Source organism: Pectinatus frisingensis (assembly GCF_015732285.1).
Classification (GTDB): domain Bacteria; phylum Bacillota; class Negativicutes; order Selenomonadales; family Selenomonadaceae; genus Pectinatus; species Pectinatus frisingensis.
In genome coordinates, this window is sequence record NZ_WIQU01000054.1 from 108,550 (window position 1) to 132,516 (window position 23,967).

Below are 23,967 nucleotides of genomic sequence, written 5' to 3' on the forward strand. Positions count from 1 at the left end.
AAAATCAGTATATTAACCAGTGTTTGGCTTTGTCTGTACAAACCAATAAGTGATTCTTTGAGACTACATGCTGATCTGCAATACTTTTTTTATAGTCTCTTAAAAAAACGTACATCATTATTTCCACTGTTGAGAAATTTCAATGCCGATATTTTATTAAAAACATTTCTTCCTACCTAACGTTAGTTCGTTAATAAGAATTTGTCAAGCTTTAGGGAAACTTTTTATGATAATTGTAGTTAGCTATTGGATGATAAATGATTATGATGCTATTTTTTTAAAGTCGGCGGTAAAAATAATAGAAACATTTCCACTACATAGGATAGTTCAGTAACGGGGATGACTATACCATATATTTCTTCTATAGGGGAAAAACTTTTTTGGATTGTGTCGAACAAATCATAATGGCTTTTTTTGAGAGTGCTATAATTTTTATACGGCAATGCTTCTTTACGAATGACACGTTCCAGCATGCATATTGAATGGAAAATGAATTTGACAAAGATGTTGTCAGTGATTGTTTGGTTGTAATTTGTTAATATTTCGTGCAGCGATTGGCCGAGCAGGTCAGTCGCTTTTTTTACGTCAATGAAGGTGGTTATATCTGATAGAGAGGTTATTATCTTATTAAATAGTTGGGAATCTACACCTTCTGCCCAAGAAAATGAATTGGAAATGCTGGATACCGTTTGCAGTTGTGACGTGTATATGAATTGGTTATTTAATAACCGTGCAATGTCATTCAAAGTAATGTCGGGCATCATGCAGCGGCGGGCGGCTTCTAATAGTAATGGCGTTGATATGTTATTGATAGTTTTTATCGTTGCCGGAAATTTAGCATTTATCATATCACCAAAATCAACTAATGAACCCATATCTACAAGCATGAGGATACCACGGGGGGTGTTGATTCTTTTGGATAGATCAATGGCAAGTGTCAGGGTAGTGTCTATTTTTGCGTCAAGCGGCATATCTATGGCATAAATTTCAGGATTGCCCATTAGAGCTTTTACAACCTCTACCATACTGCTGGCAGTACTGCGTCCATGACATACAACTATTATAGGGATGAAGGAGGATTTATTTTGTTTTATGGTGTGGAAGAAAGAAGCAATGATAGCAATTTCTTCCGGAGGAATTGCCATGGCAAATAATTTTGCGGCATCGGAACATATATTTTTGGATAATACATATTCATTAGGGTATTTGGCTGATATATCCTTAACATTAATGCCTGTGGCAGATTGGCCGTTTTCCAGACGATCTTTAAGCATTTCCAGATGCAGGGCCAGACTGTAGATCATTTTATTGTCATTGGCATCAAAATAGTCTTTTGTCTTTGACAGGTGATTTTTTATCAGGTGAATAATATCAGTATTGACAATTTTATTTAATATTTCTTTATCAATTTTTACTTTTTTGTTATCGTTGATATTATTTTTTTGACGATGAAGCTTGGAATGAATTTTTTCTTTTATTGTCTCAATGGCAATACCATCTTTATAAAATGATTGGGCAGTTTTTAATATATCTTCATAAAAAGCAGCATTTACGGCATAATCATCCTTTATTAATAAGTCACTTAACTGGTCATTAGTACCATCGAAAGTAATGGAGGTTATATCATTAAAATTAAAAGTTTTATATAATCCCTGGCGATGAGAGGTTGATTGAAAAAATTCATTTTTTAAATTATCGGTTAATTGAGAAAGCTTGATTGTTATACCTGGTGTATTATTGGGATTTACAGATAGAACGTTCTCAATAAAGGCATTAGCACAAAGTACTTGTATATCGTTATGCAGCTGTCCGATATTACCGCTGCACTTATATGTAAGCAATACTTTTATAACTTCTTTAGAGACGATTAAAGGTTTTTTTATTATCTTTGCTTCTGTTTGGAAAAAATGGTTTATAAATTTCATACGTACTTTTAGCGGTCTTTCACTGAGCATAGGCAGGGTAATTAAAATGGGAATACGGCGAAAAAAGGTTTTTAATATGGCGGATTGCGGATTTTCTGTTGTGGCGGCTAAAATTAGGATGTTGGCTTTATGAAAATTTTCACTTTCACCTAATTTACGATATTTTCCATGATCTATAAGGGAAAATAGCATTTCCTGTCCTTCAGGCGGTAGCCGATGTATTTCATCGAGAAATAGAATTCCTCCGTCAGCCTGTCCTACGAGACCGGTAGTCTCTTTAAAGGCACCGGTAAATGCGCCTTTAGTGTGACCAAATAAATGAGATAATAGTAATTGTGTATTTTCAGCATAATCGGAACAGTTGAAAATGATAAAAGGGGCATTTTTTTTTAAAGTTTTCATTTCTATTGCATAACGGTACATTATGTTGGCAAAAGTGGTTTTACCACTACCGGTTGGTCCTGTTATTAATGTATGGAGTCCATTAGGAGGATATAATATGGCTGCTTTAGCCTGCTTGGATTGAGTGTAAAGATCGTCAGATATGCCGATTAGATTATCAAATACATCATGATTTTTACCAGTATGTAAGTTCTTTTCATATACAGGTGGAGCGGGAAAGTTTTGATGTCGGGTGGAAATCTTGGTGGTAAGGATGGGGAGGGGGTTATCCATTGAAGTGATTCCGGTTAAATAATTCTTAAATTCAATAAAATTACTAAAGACATTTTTATGCAAGTGGATATTATAAGTTTTTTCTAATAATGTCTTTTCAATATATAATACTGGTTTACCATTTATTTTCAATACACGGTCTTGTTTGAGGGCTGTATTTAATTCCATGCTGACATTATTACGTAAAATACCGGTATTATTGGCAATATATATGGTTGTACAGCCTAGTTCAGGAGAAATTTCCGGATAAGTATGCTTAATGACATTATCACCATATTCTTTAAGGACATGGAAGATTTTTTGACTGCGTGAATAATGCATGTTTAAAGTACTCCTTTATAATAATTGATACAGATTATTGATACACATAATATTAATACACATAATTTTAGCATAAAATGTGTATTAATATTAATAAATTTTTGTAGAATTGATAAAAAAAGAATATTTTTAATATACAAGTAACCCTTGTATATGTCTATAAACAGTTGATTTGAATAGATGATACACATGTAGTTATGTGTATTGGCACGGTTATTGCGTTATAAAACTATAAGCTGGTAAGACAAGGAGGAATTATATGATTGCAGTTTTGCTCTTAACACATGAAGATTTTGGCAAAGCAATGCTGAAAAGTGCCGAGCTGGTGCTGGGGACGGTTGAAAAGGCTAAAACGATGGGGCTGCATCGCGGAGATGATATTGGAGGCTTTTGCAGCGATGTTGGGGCAGCAATAAATGAATTGAACCAAGGGGAAGGTGTTTTGGTTTTTGCTGATTTATTCGGAGCAAGTCCTTATAATGCGGCTGCTATAGCGAGTTCTAAGATTAGCGTTCCTTATAAATGCATAACAGGGCTGAGCTTTCCAATGCTGTTGGAAGCATTGACAATGCGCAGCAGCTGTAACCTGGCTGAATTGACTAAGCATTGTATGGAAGCCGGGAAAAACGGAATAAAGGAATTATTTGAAGAGTTGTCATCAACAAAAGCATAAAGGAGAGAAAAGTTATGTTAAATATTGTATTGACTAGAATTGATGATCGATTAATTCATGGACAGGTTGTAACGGCGTGGGCCAAGGTGACAAAAGGGAATAGGATTATAGTTGTAGACGACAAGGTAGCCAATGATGAATTTATGTCAAAAATAATTAAAATGGCAGCACCGGCGTCATTTAAGATTGGTATTCATACGGTCGAAGCGGCGGCAGAAATACTGAAAGGTGATGATATGGGGGAAAGAGTGATTGTTTTAGTTAAGACACCAATGACAGTGAAGTCACTTATGGACAATGGGGTAAAAATACAGGAACTTGATTTAGGAGGAATGGGAGCAACAAAAGGGCGTAAACAACTTTATCGAAATATTTCTATTTCGGATGATGAAAAGATATGTTTTAAAGAATTGATTGACGATGGAGTACATGTGGTAGTGCAGATCGTACCGGATGATTCTCCAAAAGATATACAAAATTTTTTTAAATGAAGGGAGATAGTTAAAAAATGGAAGTTACAGTGATTCAGGCAGGCTTAATAGGGTTGTTTTATTATCTTTCATGGAGTCCATGGTTAACTTATGTTGGATTTTTTACTTTTAACAGGCCACTTTTGGCAGGTTTTATAACCGGTATTATTTTGGGACATCCATTAGAAGGAGCATTGATTGGTGCTGGGATAAATGTAATATATTTAGGATTTATTTCAGCTGGTGGAGCTCAGATGGGGGATCCATCTTTTGCCGGTTATGTGGGGACAGCGTTGGCAATAGCATCAAATCTTGATGTAGGTACGGCAATGGCCATATCGGTACCATTGGGAACAATAGCGACGGTTCTGTGGATCGGTAAAATGACGATAAATTCATTTTTTGTGCATTGGGCAGATAAAGAGGTAGAAAAAGGCAACATTAATATGGTGGCATTTATTAATGTAGTACCACCACAGATACTATTGTTTATTATGAGTTTTATCCCGGCAACGCTGGTAGTTTATTATGGCCCTGCTGCTGTAAACGGAATGCTCAGCTTGCTTACACCAAATATTTTACATGTGTTCAATGTAATAGGGGCAATGCTCCCGGCACTTGGTATTGCGATGAACTTGAAATTGATTGGTAATAGTTTTACAATGCCGTTCTTTGTTTTAGGGATTTTATGTTCAGTGTATTTTGGCATGGATATTATCATAATTTCAATAATTGGTGCAGTCATTGCTTTGACAATAAGCACTATAAATTACAGTAAAAATGATAAGGGAGGCAATGTATAAATGGACGCTAATAAATTAATGAAGTCCGACGTACGTAAATCATGGTTAAACTGGTTCATGTTTGCGCAGTCAAATTATAATTATGAACGCTTGCAGGCTACAGCATTTGCGCATGCAATGCTGCCAATAATGAAAAAACTTTATCCACAAGACAAAGAAGAGCAAAAACAAGGCATAATACGGCATATGTCATTTTTTAATACGGAACCAATATGCGGTTCTGTCATACATGGCGTTACGGTGGCCATGGAAGAAGAAAGGGCTGGCGGACAGCCAATCACCGATGAAGCTTTTAATGGTATAAAAACAGGACTGATGGGACCGTTGGCCGGAGTCGGGGATACGCTTACACAAGGTGTTATAACGCCGATAATGCTGGCCATATGTATTGGGATAACCAATAATAATAATATTGCCGGACCTATTATTTTTCTTGTTGCACAATTTATAATCATGACCGGGATATCTTATAATATGTGGTTTAATGGCTATAAATATGGTAGAAGGGCAGTAGAAGAAATAATGTCGGGCGGGAAAATAAATAGAGTGATAGAAGCTGCTTCACTTTTGGGAACGATGGTAATGGGGGGATTGGTAGGTAGATTTATTCCATTACAATTTTATCTCAATTTTGATTTAGGCGGCGGTGCTATGTTTGATTTACAATATGATTTGCTTGACAAATTAATGCCAGGACTTATTCCTTTGATTTTGACATTGGCAGTTTTACATTATGTCCGCAAAGGAACATCACCGATAAAATTGATGGGAGCATTAATTTTGTTTGGTATTGTGACAGGCTGTTTAGGTATATTTTAAGATATAAAATGTTGAAATAGAAAGGGAGATTGTATTGCGCAATTGGGAAGATTATATAGATAAAAAGATAACATGCGATTGCGGGCGTAATCATGAATGTGATATTCGGCATGTTTTGTTGAAACATGGTGCGCTTTTAGCGGTACCGGAATATGTGAAGGAAAAAGATTACGGCAATATTTGTATTATTGCCGACATTAATACACAAAAAGCAGCCGGAAAAAAATTATATAAGATTTTTGATAAAAATAATATAAAATATAACAAATATATATTTTCTAACCATGAGTTAGTGCCTGACGAGCTATCGGTAGGAAAAGTCATGACTCATATTCCCAACGAATGTGATTTATTAATAGGAATTGGTTCCGGGATAATAAATGATTTGTGCAAATATATTTCTCACATGATTAAGGCTGATTATTTTATTGTTGCTACCGCACCGTCAATGGATGGCTATGCATCCGATGTCGCACCGCTAATTGTGGATAATCTTAAAACTACGTATGAAAATGTGGGACGTCCGGCGGCTATTATAGCAGATACGGCCGTATTAAAAGATGCTCCAATGCATTTAATTACCGCTGGTATTGGTGATATTTTCGGGAAATACGTTTGCTTGACAGACTGGAAGCTGGCTCATCTTATAAATGATGAATATTATTGTCCTAAATTGGTAAATATGATGTATGATGCAGTGGCTGATGTAGCAGCAGCTGCTGATAATGGCATTGCGGAACGCAATGAAACAGCGGTCGCTTCTGTGATGGAAGGATTGATACTGGCTGGTATTGATATGAGCTATAGCGGCAATTCTCGCCCTGCCTCAGGTAGTGAACATCATATGTCACATTACTGGGAAATGATTTTTTTACAACATGGACATGAAGGCGTGCATCATGGCACTAAAGTAGGTGTAGGTACGGTTATATCACTTATGCTTTATCAAAAAATGGCTGAAAAATTAAGAAATACGACAGTATTTGCAAGACCGCATTTTGATAAAGCGGAATGGATAAAAAATATTCAGTGCGTGTATGGACCTGCAGCACCTGGTGTTATTGCACTTGAAGACCGTGTTCATAAAAACTCTGACGAAAATGTGGCACGACGGCTTGTTATGATTGAAAAACATAAAGACGCAATTATTGACTTAGCAGAAAAATTACCATCCATAGAAGAAATAATAGATAAAATGAAAAAAATTAATGCACCGTATCTACCAAGTCAAATCGATGTTACTAAAGAAATGCTCAGAAATGGTATAATTTATGCCAAGGAGTTGCGTAATCGTTATGGTTTGTTGCAATTGTTGTTTGACTGCGGCTGGCAGGAAGAAATTGCTGATGCAGTATGTGCACAGATAGCAAACATAAAAGCATGAAATAACAACAGTCAGAATTCATAGTATAAAACAAAATGGACAACGGCGTTAAATGGGAAGGAATACGCTGTTGTCCATTCTGTTTTATGATTCTGGAGGGTTTTATAAAAATGGGATAACTTCTTTTACAGAGTCAAATATAAGGTGGGGTTTGACTTTAGAAGATTCCACATCTTTAAGCTTAGTTTCACCGCTTAATACCAACATGCTGTAAAGACCGTTATTGACACCGGTAGCAATATCCGTGTATAAGCGATCGCCAACCATCAGGACTTTTTTGCCGGTTGTATTAAGACGGGCAAGTAAATATTTCACAATATCAACATTGGGTTTACCGATAATACGGTCCGGATATCTAAAAGAAGAGGCTTTTATGAAAGCGTGGATAGCCCCGGCATCAGGAATAAAACCTGTCTTAGTAGGGCAGTTATAATCAGGGTGAGTAGCTATATATGGCAATCCGGCTCTAACAAAATCACATACCTTAGACATCTTATTATAATCCAAAGTAGTATCAAACGCTGTAACAACTAAATCTGGATTAGTGTCGTCAAGAAGAATGCCATTTTCTGCAAAGTCTTCTTTTAGTAAATCATTGCCTAAAAGAAAAACTTTTTTACCGGGATAATGCTGCTGCAAATAATAAATTGTTGCCTGTCCGGAAGTGATGATTTTATCTAAATCAATATCAAGTCCCATTTTATGAAGCTTATCAACGTAGTTTTTAGGACCTTTAGATGAATTGTTAGTCAGAAAAACGTATTTACGCTTAGAAGATTCAATTTTTTTGAGAAAATCTTTTGCCCCTTCTATCCAATAATCGTCGAGATAAACGGTACCATCCATGTCGAGAGCAAAATACTCGATATTTTTAATAATATCGTTCTTGTCTTCGTTTGTATTTGAAAACATTTTTTTACACCTCTTTAGTTACTTTTATCGTTGATTAGAGTATAACTAAATAACAAATTAATGTCAATCGATTATTTTAAATATAAAACAACGATTTATGCTTTTAATGATAATAAAAAAAGTAAAGTATAATAAAAAAATAACGATAAAAAGAGGCATTGTTACTGCTGATTATATTATAAAAGCTTTAATTATAAGGGCTTTGTCTGACAGATAAAATAAAATTATAATAAATAAAAAAAGCTTGATTTTTCAAAATGATTTGTTATAATAAAACCAATAAAGAATAGTAAAACAAAATAAACGAAAGATTTAAACAGAAAAAGGACATGATTTAATTTTGTAAAATGAATCATATCTGGAAGATTTCGGTTCAATGAATAAATGGTGGTGTTTATTGAATAGAATATGACGGGCATGTTGTATATACGTTGAGCATTTTTGTAATCTATTGCATCTATTGCAGAAGGGATGAAAATACATGAAATTAACAGCAGAAGCAGTAAGCAAAATGGAAATCAATGATTTTATCGGAAAGAGAATTCCGTGTGAATGCGGTCGGGAACATTATATGAATGTTGATAAAGTTATTATTGGGAATGGTGTCATAAATCAAGTTGCTGATATTGTTGAAGAATATAAAAGCAAACATCCGTTAATAGTAGCAGATTCACATACGTACAAGGTAGCGGGCAGTCTTGTGGAAAATTTATTAAAACAAAAAGGTGTCGATTATAAGATAGTTATATATACTGTGGATCGTGACTTGGTTCCGGATGAGCAGGCCATGGGAAAATTGATTTTGGCGGTTGATAATTCAACGGATTTTCTTATCGCTGTTGGTTCGGGAGTACTTAATGATCTTACTAAATATATAAGCGGTCGTACGGGAATAAGATCAATGATTGTCGCCACGGCTCCTTCGATGGATGGTTTTGTATCAGACACATCAGCGCTCACAATAGATAATTTGAAAACAAGTGTCCCTTGTGCATTACCCAAAGTAGTTTTAGGTGATGTCGATATATTGAAGAAAGCACCGGAAAGAATGATTTTGGCAGGACTTGGCGATATGATAGGCAAATGTTCAGCACTTGTTGACTGGCAACTAAGCAGAATAATAAACGATGAGTACTATTGCCCGGCAACTGCAAAGATATCAGCCGATGCTATCCAAAAATGTATAGATAACATTGATGGTGTAAAAACACGTTCTGATGCTGCCATTGGTAATATTATGGATGGATTGCTCCGTACGGGCATAGCTATGAGTTATGTTAACAATTCCCGTCCAGCATCAGGAAGTGAACACCATTTGTCACATTATTGGGAAATGATGTTTTTATTCCAAGGCAAGGAAGCACTTTTGCATGGCACAAAAGTCGGTCTTACCAGTATTTTAGTTGGCAAGATTTATGAAACATTCGCTCAGGAAAAAGTGGATTTCACTGCAGCAATAGATGCTGCCAAAAAATTTGATGAAGCTGAATGGGAACAGGATATCAAACGTCTTTATGGTAAAGCGGCGCCGGGAATATTGAGAAATGCTGCTAAGGATAAAAGAAATTCTGTGGAAAACCGCATCAAGCGTATAGAAAAGATTAGAGATAATTTTGATAAAATTATTGCTTTGGCAAAAATGGCAAAAACAGCGGCATTTATTGAGAATATTATGAAACGGGCTGGTGCACCGCTTCGTCCCCAGGATGTGGGTGTTGATGAAACAATCGTTCATAATAGTATGATGATCGCTAAGGAAGTTCGTCAGCGCTACACTATATTAAATATGCTTTCAGATCTTGGTTTGACAGAAAAATATACAAAAGTAATAGACGATTTTATTAAGGAATAGGTTTTGTGTGATCTAATAGGTTTTTATCAAATAATTGCGGCATAAGAGAGTATAAAATCTCTCCTATGTTGCAACTGTAGGTGGTAAAATGGAAAAAATATTGTTTCTTGCATTTGTTTTTTATGTACTGCAATGTTTCTTTATGTATCGGCAAATGAATCATTTCAAAACCATAGTGAAAGATTTTATGACAAAAGGACATGTTGGAATAGGAGAAAAGAAATACAAACTGGCTGCAGGGAATGTGGTGGTTTTGGTAAGTGACGACGCAGGTCGGATACTTGAGGCGAAACAGATGAAAGGAAGAACTGTGCTGGCAAGGTTTAAGAATATAGTTGAATGGCAGGGAAAGAATGTCAGAATATTGAGACGAGAAGCGCTGCAGGCTAAAAAACAAAATAAAGCTCTATTGCAGGCTTTGGATAATTTGGAAGAAAAATTAAGTTTATCGTAGTAATGTGGCGATATATTGTTGGTTAAATAAATAGTTAGAAAATTTCCAATATCTTATTTTTAATAATTATTATATTAATTATATTGATTACTTTAAAGAAGGGAGGTTGTGTTTGCAGAGGATACAAGAGGCTAAGTGCCTGTAAGGTATTTTATTTATTATTATTTAGGAGGAAATACGATGGGGATTATGCAGGAGCTGGGAGTTCTGGCAGCGGGATTTATCGGTTTATTTCAAGAGGGAGGTAAAAGTTTTGTCGGTATGGTAACAGGAATGTTGCCGACATTGATAGCATTAATTACTGCCATTAACGCATTTATTCATATTATGGGGCAGGAAAGAATCAACAAGCTGGCACAGCTGACAAGTAAAAATATAATTTTACGTTATACCGTATTTAATGTAATTTCAATGTTTTTCTTAGGAAATCCGATGGCATATACAATGGGGCGGTTTTTGCCGGAAAAATACAAACCGGCATTTATGGATTCATGTATTACTTTTTGTCATCCAATAACCGGTCTTTTTCCTAATGCCAACCCCGCTGAATTATTTGTATGGCTTGGTATTGCCAATGGTATTGCTCAACTGGGACTGCCTACCAGTGAACTGGCTGTGCGCTATTTTCTGGCCGGTGTAATTGTAATACTGATTCGTGGGATCATCACGGAGAAAATTACGCTTTACATGATGAAGAAAAAAGGCGTCGAACTTTAAAATTGAGCGATAAAGGAGAATAAAACATGGCTGATGCAGTTAGAATAGAAAAAGGACCTAATGGGTTTGGCGGACCGCTGACAATTAAATTGTCAGGAAAACGCAATAAAGTAGTTTATATAACCGGCGGTGAGAAACCGGAAGTTGCGGAAAAGATAGCCCAATTACTCGGCGCTGAATTGGTAGATGGTTTTAGCCACGGTGTTCCGGATGAAGAAATAGCTGTCGCAATTGTCGACTGCGGTGGAACATTGCGCTGTGGTATCTATCCTAAGAAAGGTATTCCGACGGTGAACCTCACACCGGTTGGTAAATCCGGTCCGCTTGCAGCATTTATTAATGAATCAATATATGTTTCTGATGTAAAAGTCAATGGTATAAGTGCAGCTTCAGCCGACGGCGCAGCAAGCATAAATACAGCTGCACCGGCAGCGCAGAGCGTACAACCGGCAGCTAAAAGTGCACCCGCTGGCAAAAGAGAAAAGGGAAATATTTTAATGCGGTTCGGCAAAGCCGCCGGAGGAGTTATCCAGATATTCTTCCAAGCCGGCCGTGATACCATAGACATGGTTGTAAAAACTATTTTACCGTTTATGGCTTTCGTAAGTATGATCGTAGGTTTAATAATGGGTTCTGGGTTAGGTGATTTTATTGCCGTGCATTTATCACCATATGCCGGTTCACTGCCTGGATTGTTTATCATATCCGTTATTTGTTCGCTGCCGTTTCTGTCACCAGTTTTAGGCCCGGGCGCTGTTATTGCTCAGGTAATTGGTGTTTTGATTGGTACACAGATTGGTGCCGGAGCTATTTCACCAGAGTTTGCCCTGCCGGCACTATTTGCAATAGATTCACAAGTAGGCTGCGACTTTATGCCGGTTGGTTTAAGTCTGATGGAAGCAAAACCGGAAACTGTTGATATCGGGGTGCCAGCAATATTGATGTCACGTCAATTGGGCGGACCGATCGGTGTTATTGTGGCTTATTTTGTTGGTATAGGATTGTTTTCGTAAATTTTAAACTAAGTATAAAACACTTTTAGGAAAATCTCGGCTGAAAGTGTTTTATATTATTTGGAGATATAAAATATCTAATAGATAAAATTTTGTACAGATTTAATGTTATAATAATAGAAAAAGGTAATGATGATCTTAGGAGTGAGCAGTTTGAAATACAAAGTGGAAATAACTAACATCGGACCTATGGCAAATGATCTTTTAACAGCCGGGGATATGATCATATTTGAACAATGTGAAATGGAGGCACTGGCGGAAGTTTGCTATATGCATACTAAAGGTGAACTTAAAGAACCGGTAGCCGTTGGCGATCGTGTTAAGATCGGCGGTAAAACTTATGTGGTTGCAGCCGTGGGTGACGAAGCACAGCATACATTAAAAACATTGGGGCATTGTACTTTAAAATTTATTGATAATCCTGAGGTAGAATTACCGGGACAAATTAATTTAAAGGGTGATGGACTGCCTGAACCGGTTATAGGTGATATTATTTCTATTGAATAACAGGTTGTACAAGAAAAATTATAATAAGGGAACTACTGCGATATGCAGTGGCTCCCTTATTTTTAATCCTGAGAATTCTGACCATAAACAGCAAACTTTTTTAAAATCAAAGCTATTTCTTTGTCATCTAAAATAACCGGTTTACCAATAGAGCGTGCTGTTACACATACTTGAGCGCAGAATTCTATTTGTTCGGCAATGTCGAAGGCCTGTGATATATTATTGCCGCCGGTTAATAATCCGTGGTTAGACATAATAACAGCTTTTCTGCCAGTCATGGCATTAAAGGTAAATTCGGCTAATTGTTCAGTTCCGAAAGTGGCATAATCGGCACAAGGAACATCTTTCCCGGCTAAGGCAATGAGATAGCTGGAAGCCGGCAATTTTTCTCTGATCGTAGCAAGAACAGTGCAGTACAGTGAATGAGCGTGGATGACGGCACTGACGTCTTGTCGTTTTTTGTAAAAGATACTATGCAGCAGAACTTCACTTGATGGTTTCTTGGTACCATCGATGATGTTATTATCTAAATCCATAACGACAATGTCATCTTTTTCCATATTATAATAATCCATACCGCTTGGACTTATTGCAAACAGTTTTTGTCCACGGTTAAAAATACTTATATTACCGCCAGTACCCTTTGTCAGGCCGGATTCAATAAGCTTGCGGCAATATTTGACAACGGCTTGGCGTTCTTTTTCGAGTACCATAATAAATCACTCCTTACTTTGATGATTGGTTTAATCAAAGACAATGCAGTTTTTGATTACTTTACCACTTTTATGCGATAAAATTGCATCTTGTATTTGTTCTATGTGATATTCTTCATTGACGAAATCTTTAGAGCTTATTACGCCATTTTTTATTAAATTAAAAGCTCTTTGTACGTATTTGGGAGTAGTGTGAAAGACGCCTTTTATAGTAAGCTGAGAATAATGCAGCATCGTAGTGTCCAGTTCCATAGTACTGCCTGATTTGGTACCGCCAAATAAAAGAACACGACCACCCTTGCGGGCCATATTTATACTTGATTTCCATGTGTCAGGTAATCCGACAGCTTCTATGACAACGTCACCGCCGCGCTGATCATCAGTATAGTGTTTTACTTTATTTATAATATTATCCTGATTGGCATTTATAGTTACACTGGCTCCTAATTTTTGTGCAAGGGCGAGACGAATTTCTGATAAATCAGTAGCAATTACTCGGGCACCGCGTAAGCATGCCAAACGGATAAACATTAAGCCTATTGGACCTGCACCATTGACTATTACGGTGTCTCCTGTTTCTATACCAATTTCAGAAATACCATATACTGCACAAGAAAATGGCTCGGTCAGGGCGGCATCACGGAAATCGATGGCATTTGGAATGTGGAATACATTTTGCTTTACAATAGGTGCAGGAATAAGCTGGTATTCACTGAAAGCACCAAAGTTGAAGGTGAGATTTTCACACATGGACTGCTGTCCCTGTTTACAATAATAACAATTATTGCAGGGAGCTGAATTGTGAGCGACTACCCGATCTCCCGGTTTAAAAGAGACGACACCTGCACCCACGCTGTCAACGATACCGGCAGCTTCGTGACCAAAAGGATGGGGGGGTGTAAATAATGGATAACCCCGCATGTACATTTTTACATCTGTGCCACAAGTCAGTGCAATTTTGTTGTGAATGACGATTTCATCTTTTTGAGGGATGGGTATAGGTTTGTTTTCTATTCTTACATCTTCAGGAGCATAGTATTGCGCAGTTTTCATTATTATTACCTCACAATTAATAATTTTTAGAATGAACGGGAAATTTGTAATAAATGGTTACTGAAAAATGTCAGCTTATGCTTTTTAGATAAGCGGCAATATCATCAACTACTTTGTCGGTACCAATCCCAGTAATAAATGGAAGTCCGGGAAATCTTTTTACACCACCCAGCATCGAATCTGAAATAGTAGTTGTTGGAACAACGATATGCGGTCGAAAAGTAGCAAGCTTAGCGGCAATATCGGTAGCATTGCATTCAAGAACATCTACATCCAGCCCTCTTTGGGACAACATTTTACGGCATTTTTCAGCAGCTACTGTTGAAGTGGCTATCCCTGAACCACAAATAGTCAGAATTCTGTATTTCATGGTAATTATCTCCTCAATTTTATAAAAGTTAGTGTATTGTCATTTTTTCCGACATAATCTGAGTGAGTCTTTCTGGCGTTTTAGAATGAACAATATTTTCCAATAAAGCTGTATCTTGCAAATTTTCCATAAAACTTGATAATAGTTGCAGTTGATTTTTACTGTTGTTCATTGCCAGCATGAATATAATTTTTACTGAGACATTTTGATTGGCGTCACCCATATTATGGAAAATGACAGGTGTTTTTAGTACACCAACAGCTATCATAGGTTTGTTTACATGACAGCAATCAGTGTGCGGCAACGCTACGCCATAGTTAGAAAAAGCTAAACCGGTAGGGAAAATTTTTTCCCTGTTAAGTATAGCATCAGTATAACTGGATTTAACATAACCGTATTTATAAAGATTAAGGCTTAATTTTGTTAGTGCTTTTTCGGCGGTGTCTGCTTCAAATTGGATTTCGTTGACAGCCATATCGAATTGAAATGTTTTTTTCATATTTACTATTTATTCATTTGTTCCGATAAATGAATAAACAATAATCACCTCTTTGTTATTTATTGAATTTTTTGTTGTTGATATTTTGTGAGGTACATTGTGTGATTAGTTCTTTTATCGTTTGATAGCTTGGAGCATTTTGGTAAAGTATTTTATATAAGGCACAAAGAAAAGGCAGATATGACAGTTTTTTTTGTTCTACAAGTTCTTTCATTAAAAGATAACCGAATTTTATTGCAGGGTAACCTTCAACAGTAATATCATTTTCTTTCATTTGGGCAATAGCATGGCTGGAAGACAGACCGCCGCCAATGACTTCTCCTAATGTACGGTTACGTCCGGCTTCACCGGTCAATTCCAGATCACCTATTCCTGGCAATCCCAATACTGGACCGTATGTGCCGCCTAAGGCCTTTGATAATGATCCCATTTCAGATACAGCATAAATAAACAGTGCACCTTTGGTGTTTTTGTGAAGAAAATTGTTTTTTTGTTTAGGAAACCCTTCTGCCATGCCCAGACCAACGCAATAAGCGTTTTTCATGGCAGCGCATATTTCTGTACCGGCCACATCATCAGTGACATCAATATTATAAATATCAGTTTGCATTATTTGACGTATACGTTGTGCGGTTTCAATGTTTTTACTGGCATAAGTCACAGCTGTTGGAGTGCCCCATAACACTTCTACTGCTTTACAGGGACCGGCGACGAAGACAAAATCAACCTTGTTTTTTAATTTATCGGGCAGTCTTTCCATTAAAATTTCCGGAGGTAAAGAAATTTTCCCTCCTTTATTGTAATTAAACCCTTTTGTTACACTGACCACTGTTGTCCCTGGTTTAATTAATGGAACAATTGTTTCAAATACATCACCGAGTGCATCGGAAGTTATTGCCATTACGATAATATCTGTACCATCGAGTGCTTGCGCAAGCTGCTGATGATAAAAACTTTTTATTGTTTTGGGCAATGGATAATTATGTTTGGGATGATTTTTACCCATTTTTACAGCATCAATTATTGCAGTATCAAGCTTGGTCCCCCATAAGCGGACATCATTACCGTTATCGGCAGCCGGTCTTGTGAAGGCACTTCCCATAGCGCCTGCACCGATTATTGTTATTTTTGCCATGTAAAAGACTCCTTATTTCAAATGTAGTCGTTTATTATTTATCTGCGGCTATAGAATTTTTATAAAACCGTTTATAGACAATCCATATAGTTCCGAGTATAAAGACTATAAGATTTAAAATATCCTGATGGGCATAATAAATATCCATTAAGTTACATAGATAAGGACCTGCCATCATTCGCATTGTTTGTATGAAAAACACAAAATCACCTCGATATTTTTTAATTCAAATTAATGAAAGAAAAACTCTACAATCTTATAAATAATGTAAGGGACAAAATGGGAACCACCGTCAAGCGAAGATACGGCAAGTGTTCCCTCTGGGAACGGGAACCCGACAGCTTTAGCCATTGTTGTGCTTACTGGGGCAATATCTGTTGCAATATAAAGGATGGCGACCATTAAGATAGTACTTATTATCAGACCACGGAATACATTGCCGCGTGAGGCACCAACTGCCCAAAGCAGGCAAAAACACAGACCGGCTAAATCGGTAAATGGCAGTATCCTGTTGCCAGGCAATATAGCGGCTAAGAGCAATGTTATAGGGATCATTAATAAACATACGGCCATAACAGAAGGATGACCGACAACGACAGCCGAATCCAAGCCAATGAACACTTCTTTTCCGGGAAACCGCTTACTTAAAAAATCACGGGCGCTGTCAGATAGAGGCATTAAACCTTCCATTAAAATTTTTGACATACGCGGTAATAAAAACATGACAGCGGCCATATTGATACCTAGTTGAATTACACCTTTAGCATCATAACCGGCTAAAAAACCGATGAATCCTCCTAAAATTAAACCTATGAACATAGGTTCGCCGATTACGCCGAATCGCTTTTCAATAATAGCAGCATCTATATCGATTTTGTTAATTACAGGAATTTTATCGATGACTTTATTTAAGAATATGCAAATAGGTGCCCACCCTACATCTTCGGTATGCGGTAGTGAAATTCCCGGCATACCAAAAAAATTCTCTAAATACGGTTGTGTATAGTCAGCCAGCTTTAGAATTATTACTATTGTGATACATGAGGCAATAATACCGAGTACCGGACTGTTGGTCAAATACATTACCAAACCGCCGGCAAAGATAAAGTGCCAGTAGTTCCAAAGATCTATATCCATTGTTTTGGTCCAATTGAAAGCAAGCATAACAAGATTTATTAAAATACCGAGAATAAAAACTACAGGGACTATAGGAGTCCCGAAACTAATGGCTGCATGGACAGGCCAGCCAACATCGAGAACATCAAGATGCAAACCAAAATTATCAACCATGGCTTTAGCAGCCGGTGAAAGATTTTGTGAAAAAAGTCCTATTACCAGAAAAATACCGGCAAATCCCATCCCGACAGTTAATCCGGAACGAATTGCCTGTGAAAATTTTTGGCGTAAAATCAATCCTAATATAGTTATTATAATTGGCATCATTGCAGTAGGTCCCAGATTTAAAATGAACTGGATGGCGTTCGTTACAGTATCCATATGTTATTACGCTCCTTTTGATGATTAAATTTTTAAATTGTGTTACTTACATATTTGACTATTTAGTGCGCACGTTTAATAATATAAGCATATTGCGTGCCAAGTTAGTGTATAGCTATTATGAGTAGGATATGCCAAAAGTGTTATAATGATTCTATACACTAAACTTTTATAAAATATTGTGTATAGAATTATTATAAAATAGTGTATAAAATTTTGAAAAAATATTTTTTAACAAATTAACAGAATTAACAGATATAATATTGCCTGGGGGAAAATAAAATGCAACAAGCAGATATGGTAAATAAATTTATTAATGAAAAATGTATTTTTGGGGATGTTGTAGAAAAAATAAAAAACGGAACCAGTCCGGGAATCCAAGCTATTGATATTCAAAAACAACTGGGAATATTAAGGAATAATGCCAGTGGAATATTAAATAATTTGTGTAAAAAGGGCACACTGGTAAAAATAAATAGCCGCCCGGTCACTTTTTTACCATATAAAATTATTTCTCGGCTGTATGAACAATATAACATACCATTTAAAAATATTTATACATTACAGGAACTACAGGAAAAAGTAATTGATGAGCGGTTAAACAGCCAAGATCCATTTGCATGCCTTCTGGGATATGATAGTAGTTTGCTTTATCAGGTAAGACAGGCTAAAGCTGCAATTGTTTATCCTCCTAAAGGACTTCATACATTGCTGCTGGGAGACAGTGGTGTTGGTAAGACTACTTTTGCCCAGGCTATACATGCATATGGAATGTTGGTAAATAATAAAAACGCGAATAATTATCCATTTGTGACGTTTAATTGTGCAGATTATTTTAATAATCCGCAATTATTATTGTCGCAATTATTTGGGCACAGCAAAAATGCATTTACAGGGGCTGATCATGATAAATCAGGTTTGGTTGAAAAGGCGGATGGTGGAGTGCTATTTCTTGATGAAATACATAGGCTGCCTCCGGATGGGCAAGAAATGCTTTTCTATTTAATGGATAAAGGGGAGTACAATCGTTTGGGTGACAGCCGGAAAAGGAAAAGCAGCATTTTGATTATTGCAGCCACAACGGAAAATCCGGCTACTGCACTTTTAAATACATTTATGCGGCGCATTCCGGTCAATATTATTTTGCCTAACTATAGAGATAAACCAATAGCAGAAAAAATAGAAATAATAGAATATTTTTTTAAATATGAAGCTATAAATTTGAAACATCCGGTAAAAATAGCTCCGGAAGTTTTAAAAGCGTTGGCTTTATATGAATTTAGTGTGGGAAATATAGGACAATTACGTTCGGAAATAAGATTATTATGTGCTACAGCTTTTTTAGAATATTTGCAGAATAACCAGACAATATATATAAATTATCAAATGTTGAATAAAGACATACGGACTGTTTTGTTTAATTATGCAAAAATGGATAAGGCTGTTACCTGCTATCTTGATATGTTTTCTGAAGACATCGAGATTTCACCGGAGGAAGATTCCAAAATTACTTTTGCTGAGGTGGAAAATAATATTTATGATGTTATAGTGGGAAAATTAAATAAACTAAAAGAACAGGGAACGACTATTGAAAATATAAATGATATGCTGAAGAATGAAATAGACACATATTTAGGCGGAGTGAATAAATATTTTTCTAATTCACGTTCTAATATAACAAACCTCTATAAATTGGTGTCTAAAGAGGTAGTTGATACTACGATCCAGTTTATAGAGTACGCCAGAAGAAAATTAAACGTAAATTTTAATAATTATTTTTTATTTGGATTGTCATTACATATTCAGGCGCTTCTTAAACGCAGTGGGCAAAAGTTAGCAGATGATGATAATAGGCATTTATTTAAGATAAAAGCAAAGCATCCCGACGAATTTGAAGCAGCTGGAGAAATGGTAAAATTGTTAACTGACAAATTTGGAATAATCATGCCTGAAAGTGAAAAAGGGTTTTTGGCGCTACTTCTTTGCCACAGTAAAATAGAAGCAGATACCAGTAAAATTGGGGTTATCGTAGTCTGTCATGGAGAATCTACAGCGATGAGTATGGCTGATACCTGCAATGCATTACTCAACACTGATCTGATGAAGGCAATTGATATGCCTTTGTATCAAAGCGTTGATGAGACATATAGAAAATTGAAAGCAATGGTTTTGACTGTGAATAAGGGTAAAGGTGTAATCTTATTAGTAGACATGGGGTCGCTGCTTACCTTTGATAAAAGGTTGACAGCAGATACCGGAATAAAAGTAAAATTGATCGGAGCTGTATCAACGCCATTGGCCCTTGGTGTACTTCGTCATGTGCTTTATGATGTGGGCGATATAGATGATATATATATAAAAGAAAGTCAAAAAGAACAGCAGGAAAACGAACCGGTCAAACGAAAATCATTGGCTGTGCTGGCCGTATGTACCACAGGAAAAGGCAGCAGTGTAATAGTAAAAAATATGCTGGACAAATTATTGGATAAATATTATGTGAACTCAATAAAAGTTTTTACAGTGGATTATGTAAATGTCAGGAAAAATTATGAGTTATTAAGTAAAAAATATAATATGGTAGCTGCTGTCGGTAATATTGATCCTATGCTGCCAATTCCTTTTTTCCCGATAAATCAATTGGTTTCAGAACAGGTACAACAAGTATTTTTCCATTTGCTTGATGGCAGCATGGAAGGACCGGTATCTTTACCTAAAACAACGCAGATACCAACCATCTACGAAACGGCAAAGGAACTTTTAGAAAAATATGTAAAATTTGTTAATCCTCGTCATGCTATTTTCAAAATACGTGATTTTATTGATGTAATTAATTATTCTCCACATAATAAAAATCTTACGTTGGATTTAATAATTCATATTGGATGTGCATTGGACAGATGTGTGGGAAAAATAAATATTACTTTTGATGATCTTGATAAGTTTTACGTTATTAATAAGGAATTATTTGTGAATATCCACAAGGCATTAAGACCGATTGAAGAAGATTATAATATAAAAGTGAGTGACGCTGAAATAGCATATATAGTAAAAATAATTACTACACATGCGTAAAATTATTTTCATTATATACTTTGTTGTAATATACAAAATCCGCCATAAAATAAAGCCTCTGTTCATCAAATGTGTATTTGGTAAACAGAGGCTTTATTTTATGGCGGTCATAGCGATGAACTTCAATAGACAATGTTTATATTTTGAGATTGATATTCCTGAAGAATATCGGAGGAGACTTTAGAATCGGTAATTATTGTGTCAATTTTATCTGTAGGACAAAAACTGGCTGTGGATACTACATCAAATTTGGAAGAATCAATAAGGGCAATTATTTTATGGGAATGTTTAATAACGACACGTTTAAGTTCCACTTCATACGGATTAAAGTCAGTAATTCCGGATTTTATTGTCATACCATATCCTGATACAAATGCGAGGTCTATGTTTAAATTATCAAAAATGCCGGCGCCGAGCGTTCCTTCAATATAGGCTGCATCTTTACCTACGATACCGCCTACGAATATGACTGTGATATATGGATTGGTCACTAAAGTGGACATTATATGCAGGCCGTGGGTTACCACAATCAGATTTTTTTGTAAAGCAGCAAGTTTTTGGGCGATAACCAATGCTGTAGTCCCTGAGTCCAAATAAATGGAACCTCTTTCGGTAATGTAGGAAAGGGCTTTTTTTGCTATGTAGTCCTTTTCTTCTATACATTTTTTTTCTCTGGATACGAAACTGTAGCTGTCATTATTGTCAATTGAAAAAATATGATTGGCGTCAGGAACTCTTAACTGGGTATCTGCTAAAGTTGCGCCGCCATGAGCCCTTACTATAAGATTTTTTGCCTCTAGTTCTTTCATATCATTTCTTGCCGTTGTAGCAGATACGTTGAATTTATCACATATTTGCTGTGTTGTTATTTTACCATGTCCTTTTATATGCTCTAGTATGATATTCTGTCGCTCTATAGCAAACATAGCACAAAACCTCCCTAGATTAAGATTCGTCAAAGATAAAGTTAAGTACTCTACAATGATATTAATATTATATAGTATGTGGGAAAATTTGACAATTATTTTGTGTGCTTAACAACAAAATAAAAAAATAAATAAAAGAATGCGAGTGTAAAAGAGGAAGAAATAGGCAAAACATAAAAATAAGTAAAAAAATAAGTAAAAAAATCCTTGAAATAAAAAAAAAATTTGCTATAATAAAAAATAAATAAAAGATAACATATATAAACAAAGTTAAACGATAATAAAACATAAATGCTTTCGACAAATTTGTAATATTATAGCAAATAAAGTAAGTTTACTTTGTTTAATTACTGCTAATTTTTAGGGAGGTTCATTTACCTATTAAGTCTAAATTAAAAAGTTGCGAATGAATTGCGCAAAAATATAATAACAGCGACATTCAATGCAAAATCAGGACATCCAGGTGGTTCATTATCGGCAGCAGATATATTGTCATATCTGTATTTTGAGGAAATGAATGTAGACAGTAAAGCTCCGCATGATGAAAACCGCGATAGATTTGTGTTATCAAAAGGGCATGCAGCCCCGGCATTGTATTCGGTTCTGGCGTTAAAAGGATATATTCCGGCGAAAGATCTGAAGACATTGCGCCACATTGATTCATACCTGCAGGGACATCCGGACATGAAACATACGCCGGGTGTTGATATGTCAACGGGGTCATTGGGACAGGGAATCTCGGCTGCGGTAGGAATGGCACTATCGGCTAAGGTACAAAATAAAAGCTTCCGGATTTATGCGATGCTGGGAGATGGAGAACTGCAGGAAGGGCAGGTCTGGGAAGCGTCGATGTTTGCGGGAAGCCATGGACTTGATAACCTGACAGTTGTGGTGGATAACAATAACCTGCAGATAGACGGCACGGTAAGGGAAATATGCTCACCCTATCCGATAGGGGAAAAATTCAGGGCCTTCAATTTTCACGTTATAAATATAGATGCACATGATTTTGACCAGATAAGGGCAGCATTTAAAGAAGCGAAAAGCAGCAAAGGAAAGCCGACAGCGATCATAGCCAAAAGCATTAAGGGAAAAGGCGTATCCTTTATGGAAAATGCAGTAGGCTGGCATGGTAAAGCACCGAATGAAGAACAATATAAACAAGCTATGCAGGAACTGGAAAAAAATGGGGAGGTGTCAGCATGACAACGGTAAAAACGGCGACACGGGAAAGCTATGGCAATGCGCTGGTGGAATTGTATAAGAAACATGATGACATTATAGTCATGGATGCGGATCTGGCAGCGGCGACGAAAACCGGTATTTTCAAGAAGGCATATCCCGAACGGCATATTGACTGCGGGATTGCCGAAGCCAATATGATGGGTATGGCGGCAGGAATATCGACTACGGGACTGGTTCCTTTTGTCAGCACTTTTGCAATGTTTGCAGCCGGCCGGGCTTTTGAACAAGTGAGAAACTCCATTGGTTACCCGCACCTTAATGTAAAAATTGGCGCGACCCATGCCGGAATATCGGTAGGTGAAGATGGGGCGACACATCAGTGCAATGAAGATATTGCCTTGATGCGCACCATACCGGGCATGGTGATTATTAATCCGTCTGATGATATAGAAGCCAGGGCAGCTGTGACAGCGGCATATGATCATGACGGGCCGGTATATATGCGGTTTGGCAGGCTGGCAATTCCGGTGATAAATGATAGGGCAGATTATAAATTTGAGCTGGGAAAAGGTGTTACTTTGCGCGAAGGGACCGATGCGACGATCATTGCCACGGGGCTTTGCACAGGGGCATCCCTGGAAGCTGCTGAAAAGATGGCGCAGCGGGGACTGGATGTCGGAGTTATAAACATCCATACTATTAAACCTATCGATAAGGAAATAATTGTAAAGGCCGCCGAAAAGACAAAAAAAATCATAACGGTCGAGGAACATTCAGTGATCGGCGGACTGGGCGGAGCGGTATGCGAAGTATTGTCGGAAAATTGTCCGAGCACTGTTCTGCGGATCGGTGTAAATGACTGTTTCGGACATTCGGGTCCGGCAACAGCGTTATTGCATGAATTCGGGCTTGATGCCGAAGGTATTGATAATAAAGTGAGCAGTTTTTTAAAGTGAATTAATGTTTATTTTATAATTATAGGGGGAAAATAT

General features: G+C 36.7%; 22 protein-coding genes. 13 read left to right on the plus strand and 9 right to left on the minus strand.

Annotated elements, in window-relative coordinates; genetic code table 11:
• Window positions 1–269 precede the first annotated feature (269 nt).
• Complete coding sequence (locus I6751_RS10520; RefSeq protein ID WP_196591199.1) at window positions 270–2,921, minus strand: sigma-54-dependent transcriptional regulator; 2,652 nt, start codon at window positions 2,919–2,921, stop codon at window positions 270–272.
• A 259-nt stretch (window positions 2,922–3,180) separates the two neighbouring features.
• On the opposite strand from I6751_RS10520, the gene I6751_RS10525 reads away from it, so the two are divergent.
• Genes I6751_RS10525 through I6751_RS10545 form a run of 5 tightly spaced genes read left to right on the plus strand, consistent with a single transcriptional unit; the run spans window position 3,181 to window position 7,070 of the window.
• Window positions 3,181–3,594, plus strand: coding sequence for a PTS sugar transporter subunit IIA (locus I6751_RS10525; RefSeq protein ID WP_196591198.1), 414 nt, complete (start codon window positions 3,181–3,183; stop codon window positions 3,592–3,594).
• 14 nt (window positions 3,595–3,608) lie between these two features.
• Window positions 3,609–4,085: a PTS sugar transporter subunit IIB gene (locus I6751_RS10530; RefSeq protein ID WP_182187704.1), complete on the plus strand. Its 477-nt coding sequence runs from the start codon at window positions 3,609–3,611 to the stop codon at window positions 4,083–4,085.
• A 17-nt stretch (window positions 4,086–4,102) separates the two neighbouring features.
• Window positions 4,103–4,867: a PTS mannose/fructose/sorbose/N-acetylgalactosamine transporter subunit IIC gene (locus I6751_RS10535; protein ID WP_196591197.1), complete on the plus strand. Its 765-nt coding sequence runs from the start codon at window positions 4,103–4,105 to the stop codon at window positions 4,865–4,867.
• Window positions 4,868–5,686 carry a PTS system mannose/fructose/sorbose family transporter subunit IID gene (locus tag I6751_RS10540; RefSeq protein WP_196591196.1) on the plus strand — a complete coding sequence of 273 codons (819 nt, stop codon included), beginning with the start codon at window positions 4,868–4,870 and terminating at the stop codon, window positions 5,684–5,686.
• 34 nt (window positions 5,687–5,720) lie between these two features.
• The gene (locus I6751_RS10545; protein WP_196591195.1) at window positions 5,721–7,070 is read left to right on the plus strand and encodes a sn-glycerol-1-phosphate dehydrogenase; all 1,350 of its coding nucleotides are present in this window, start codon (window positions 5,721–5,723) and stop codon (window positions 7,068–7,070) included.
• Between the two features lie 102 nt (window positions 7,071–7,172).
• Here I6751_RS10545 and I6751_RS10550 read toward each other — a convergent pair whose 3' ends face one another.
• A complete protein-coding gene (locus I6751_RS10550; RefSeq protein ID WP_196591194.1) occupies window positions 7,173–7,982 on the minus strand; it encodes an HAD-IIA family hydrolase in 810 nt (269 codons plus the stop codon).
• 481 nt (window positions 7,983–8,463) lie between these two features.
• Here I6751_RS10550 and I6751_RS10555 point away from each other — a divergent pair, with 481 nt between their 5' ends.
• The 5 genes from I6751_RS10555 to I6751_RS10575 all read left to right on the plus strand — a co-directional run bounded on the left by I6751_RS10555 (window position 8,464) and on the right by I6751_RS10575 (window position 12,525).
• Window positions 8,464–9,834, plus strand: coding sequence for a sn-glycerol-1-phosphate dehydrogenase (locus tag I6751_RS10555; protein ID WP_196591193.1), 1,371 nt, complete (start codon window positions 8,464–8,466; stop codon window positions 9,832–9,834).
• An 88-nt stretch (window positions 9,835–9,922) separates the two neighbouring features.
• A complete protein-coding gene (locus I6751_RS10560; protein ID WP_182187709.1) occupies window positions 9,923–10,288 on the plus strand; it encodes a transcriptional regulator GutM in 366 nt (121 codons plus the stop codon).
• Between the two features lie 189 nt (window positions 10,289–10,477).
• A complete protein-coding gene (gene srlA / locus I6751_RS10565; RefSeq protein WP_182188586.1) occupies window positions 10,478–11,005 on the plus strand; it encodes a PTS glucitol/sorbitol transporter subunit IIC in 528 nt (175 codons plus the stop codon).
• Window positions 11,006–11,031: 26 nt separating this feature from the next.
• Window positions 11,032–12,018, plus strand: coding sequence for a PTS glucitol/sorbitol transporter subunit IIB (srlE, locus tag I6751_RS10570; RefSeq protein WP_196591192.1), 987 nt, complete (start codon window positions 11,032–11,034; stop codon window positions 12,016–12,018).
• Between the two features lie 153 nt (window positions 12,019–12,171).
• The gene (locus tag I6751_RS10575) at window positions 12,172–12,525 is read left to right on the plus strand and encodes a PTS glucitol/sorbitol transporter subunit IIA (protein WP_231037895.1); all 354 of its coding nucleotides are present in this window, start codon (window positions 12,172–12,174) and stop codon (window positions 12,523–12,525) included.
• Window positions 12,526–12,587: 62 nt separating this feature from the next.
• On the opposite strand, the gene I6751_RS10580 is transcribed toward I6751_RS10575, so the two are convergent.
• The 6 genes from I6751_RS10580 to I6751_RS10605 all read right to left on the minus strand — a co-directional run bounded on the left by I6751_RS10580 (window position 12,588) and on the right by I6751_RS10605 (window position 17,792).
• Complete coding sequence (locus tag I6751_RS10580) at window positions 12,588–13,238, minus strand: L-fuculose-phosphate aldolase (RefSeq protein ID WP_196591191.1); 651 nt, start codon at window positions 13,236–13,238, stop codon at window positions 12,588–12,590.
• A gap of 30 nt (window positions 13,239–13,268) precedes the next feature.
• Window positions 13,269–14,291 carry a zinc-dependent alcohol dehydrogenase gene (locus I6751_RS10585; RefSeq protein WP_231037894.1) on the minus strand — a complete coding sequence of 341 codons (1,023 nt, stop codon included), beginning with the start codon at window positions 14,289–14,291 and terminating at the stop codon, window positions 13,269–13,271.
• A gap of 70 nt (window positions 14,292–14,361) precedes the next feature.
• Complete coding sequence (locus tag I6751_RS10590) at window positions 14,362–14,661, minus strand: PTS sugar transporter subunit IIB (RefSeq protein WP_182187713.1); 300 nt, start codon at window positions 14,659–14,661, stop codon at window positions 14,362–14,364.
• A gap of 28 nt (window positions 14,662–14,689) precedes the next feature.
• Window positions 14,690–15,160, minus strand: a complete 471-nt coding sequence (locus I6751_RS10595) for a PTS sugar transporter subunit IIA (protein WP_196591190.1) — start codon at window positions 15,158–15,160, stop codon at window positions 14,690–14,692.
• Window positions 15,161–15,215: 55 nt separating this feature from the next.
• The gene (locus I6751_RS10600) at window positions 15,216–16,295 is read right to left on the minus strand and encodes an NAD(P)H-dependent glycerol-3-phosphate dehydrogenase (RefSeq protein ID WP_196591189.1); all 1,080 of its coding nucleotides are present in this window, start codon (window positions 16,293–16,295) and stop codon (window positions 15,216–15,218) included.
• Between the two features lie 231 nt (window positions 16,296–16,526).
• Window positions 16,527–17,792 carry a PTS galactitol transporter subunit IIC gene (locus tag I6751_RS10605; RefSeq protein WP_182187716.1) on the minus strand — a complete coding sequence of 422 codons (1,266 nt, stop codon included), beginning with the start codon at window positions 17,790–17,792 and terminating at the stop codon, window positions 16,527–16,529.
• 282 nt (window positions 17,793–18,074) lie between these two features.
• Between I6751_RS10605 and I6751_RS10610 the strand changes: the two genes are divergently transcribed.
• The gene (locus I6751_RS10610; protein WP_196591188.1) at window positions 18,075–20,864 is read left to right on the plus strand and encodes a sigma 54-interacting transcriptional regulator; all 2,790 of its coding nucleotides are present in this window, start codon (window positions 18,075–18,077) and stop codon (window positions 20,862–20,864) included.
• Between the two features lie 122 nt (window positions 20,865–20,986).
• On the opposite strand, the gene I6751_RS10615 is transcribed toward I6751_RS10610, so the two are convergent.
• The gene (locus tag I6751_RS10615) at window positions 20,987–21,790 is read right to left on the minus strand and encodes a DeoR/GlpR family DNA-binding transcription regulator (RefSeq protein ID WP_182187718.1); all 804 of its coding nucleotides are present in this window, start codon (window positions 21,788–21,790) and stop codon (window positions 20,987–20,989) included.
• A gap of 411 nt (window positions 21,791–22,201) precedes the next feature.
• Between I6751_RS10615 and I6751_RS10620 the strand changes: the two genes are divergently transcribed.
• A complete protein-coding gene (locus I6751_RS10620) occupies window positions 22,202–22,996 on the plus strand; it encodes a transketolase (RefSeq protein ID WP_196599094.1) in 795 nt (264 codons plus the stop codon).
• Window positions 22,993–23,931 (plus strand): transketolase family protein, encoded by a 939-nt coding sequence (locus tag I6751_RS10625; RefSeq protein ID WP_182187568.1) that lies wholly within the window; start codon window positions 22,993–22,995, stop codon window positions 23,929–23,931. Before I6751_RS10620 ends, I6751_RS10625 begins: the two co-directional genes overlap by 4 nt.
• The last annotated feature ends 36 nt before the right edge of the window (window positions 23,932–23,967 follow it).

Excerpts from the sequence above, each read along its gene's own strand:
- I6751_RS10605 (WP_182187716.1), bottom strand. The coding sequence starts at position 17,792 with ATGGATACTGTAACGAACGCCATCCAGTTCATTTTAAATCTGGGACCT.
- I6751_RS10540 (WP_196591196.1), top strand. The coding sequence starts at position 4,868 with ATGGACGCTAATAAATTAATGAAGTCCGACGTACGTAAATCATGGTTA.
- I6751_RS10590 (WP_182187713.1), bottom strand. The coding sequence starts at position 14,661 with ATGAAATACAGAATTCTGACTATTTGTGGTTCAGGGATAGCCACTTCA.
- I6751_RS10585 (WP_231037894.1), bottom strand. The coding sequence starts at position 14,291 with ATGAAAACTGCGCAATACTATGCTCCTGAAGATGTAAGAATAGAAAAC.
- I6751_RS10555 (WP_196591193.1), top strand. The coding sequence starts at position 8,464 with ATGAAATTAACAGCAGAAGCAGTAAGCAAAATGGAAATCAATGATTTT.
- srlA (WP_182188586.1), top strand. The coding sequence starts at position 10,478 with ATGCAGGAGCTGGGAGTTCTGGCAGCGGGATTTATCGGTTTATTTCAA.
- I6751_RS10530 (WP_182187704.1), top strand. The coding sequence starts at position 3,609 with ATGTTAAATATTGTATTGACTAGAATTGATGATCGATTAATTCATGGA.
- I6751_RS10550 (WP_196591194.1), bottom strand. The coding sequence starts at position 7,982 with ATGTTTTCAAATACAAACGAAGACAAGAACGATATTATTAAAAATATC.
- I6751_RS10580 (WP_196591191.1), bottom strand. The coding sequence starts at position 13,238 with ATGGTACTCGAAAAAGAACGCCAAGCCGTTGTCAAATATTGCCGCAAG.
- I6751_RS10535 (WP_196591197.1), top strand. The coding sequence starts at position 4,103 with ATGGAAGTTACAGTGATTCAGGCAGGCTTAATAGGGTTGTTTTATTAT.
- I6751_RS10560 (WP_182187709.1), top strand. The coding sequence starts at position 9,923 with ATGGAAAAAATATTGTTTCTTGCATTTGTTTTTTATGTACTGCAATGT.
- I6751_RS10595 (WP_196591190.1), bottom strand. The coding sequence starts at position 15,160 with ATGAAAAAAACATTTCAATTCGATATGGCTGTCAACGAAATCCAATTT.
- I6751_RS10625 (WP_182187568.1), top strand. The coding sequence starts at position 22,993 with ATGACAACGGTAAAAACGGCGACACGGGAAAGCTATGGCAATGCGCTG.
- I6751_RS10525 (WP_196591198.1), top strand. The coding sequence starts at position 3,181 with ATGATTGCAGTTTTGCTCTTAACACATGAAGATTTTGGCAAAGCAATG.
- I6751_RS10600 (WP_196591189.1), bottom strand. The coding sequence starts at position 16,295 with ATGGCAAAAATAACAATAATCGGTGCAGGCGCTATGGGAAGTGCCTTC.
- srlE (WP_196591192.1), top strand. The coding sequence starts at position 11,032 with ATGGCTGATGCAGTTAGAATAGAAAAAGGACCTAATGGGTTTGGCGGA.
- I6751_RS10610 (WP_196591188.1), top strand. The coding sequence starts at position 18,075 with ATGCAACAAGCAGATATGGTAAATAAATTTATTAATGAAAAATGTATT.
- I6751_RS10615 (WP_182187718.1), bottom strand. The coding sequence starts at position 21,790 with ATGTTTGCTATAGAGCGACAGAATATCATACTAGAGCATATAAAAGGA.
- I6751_RS10520 (WP_196591199.1), bottom strand. The coding sequence starts at position 2,921 with ATGCATTATTCACGCAGTCAAAAAATCTTCCATGTCCTTAAAGAATAT.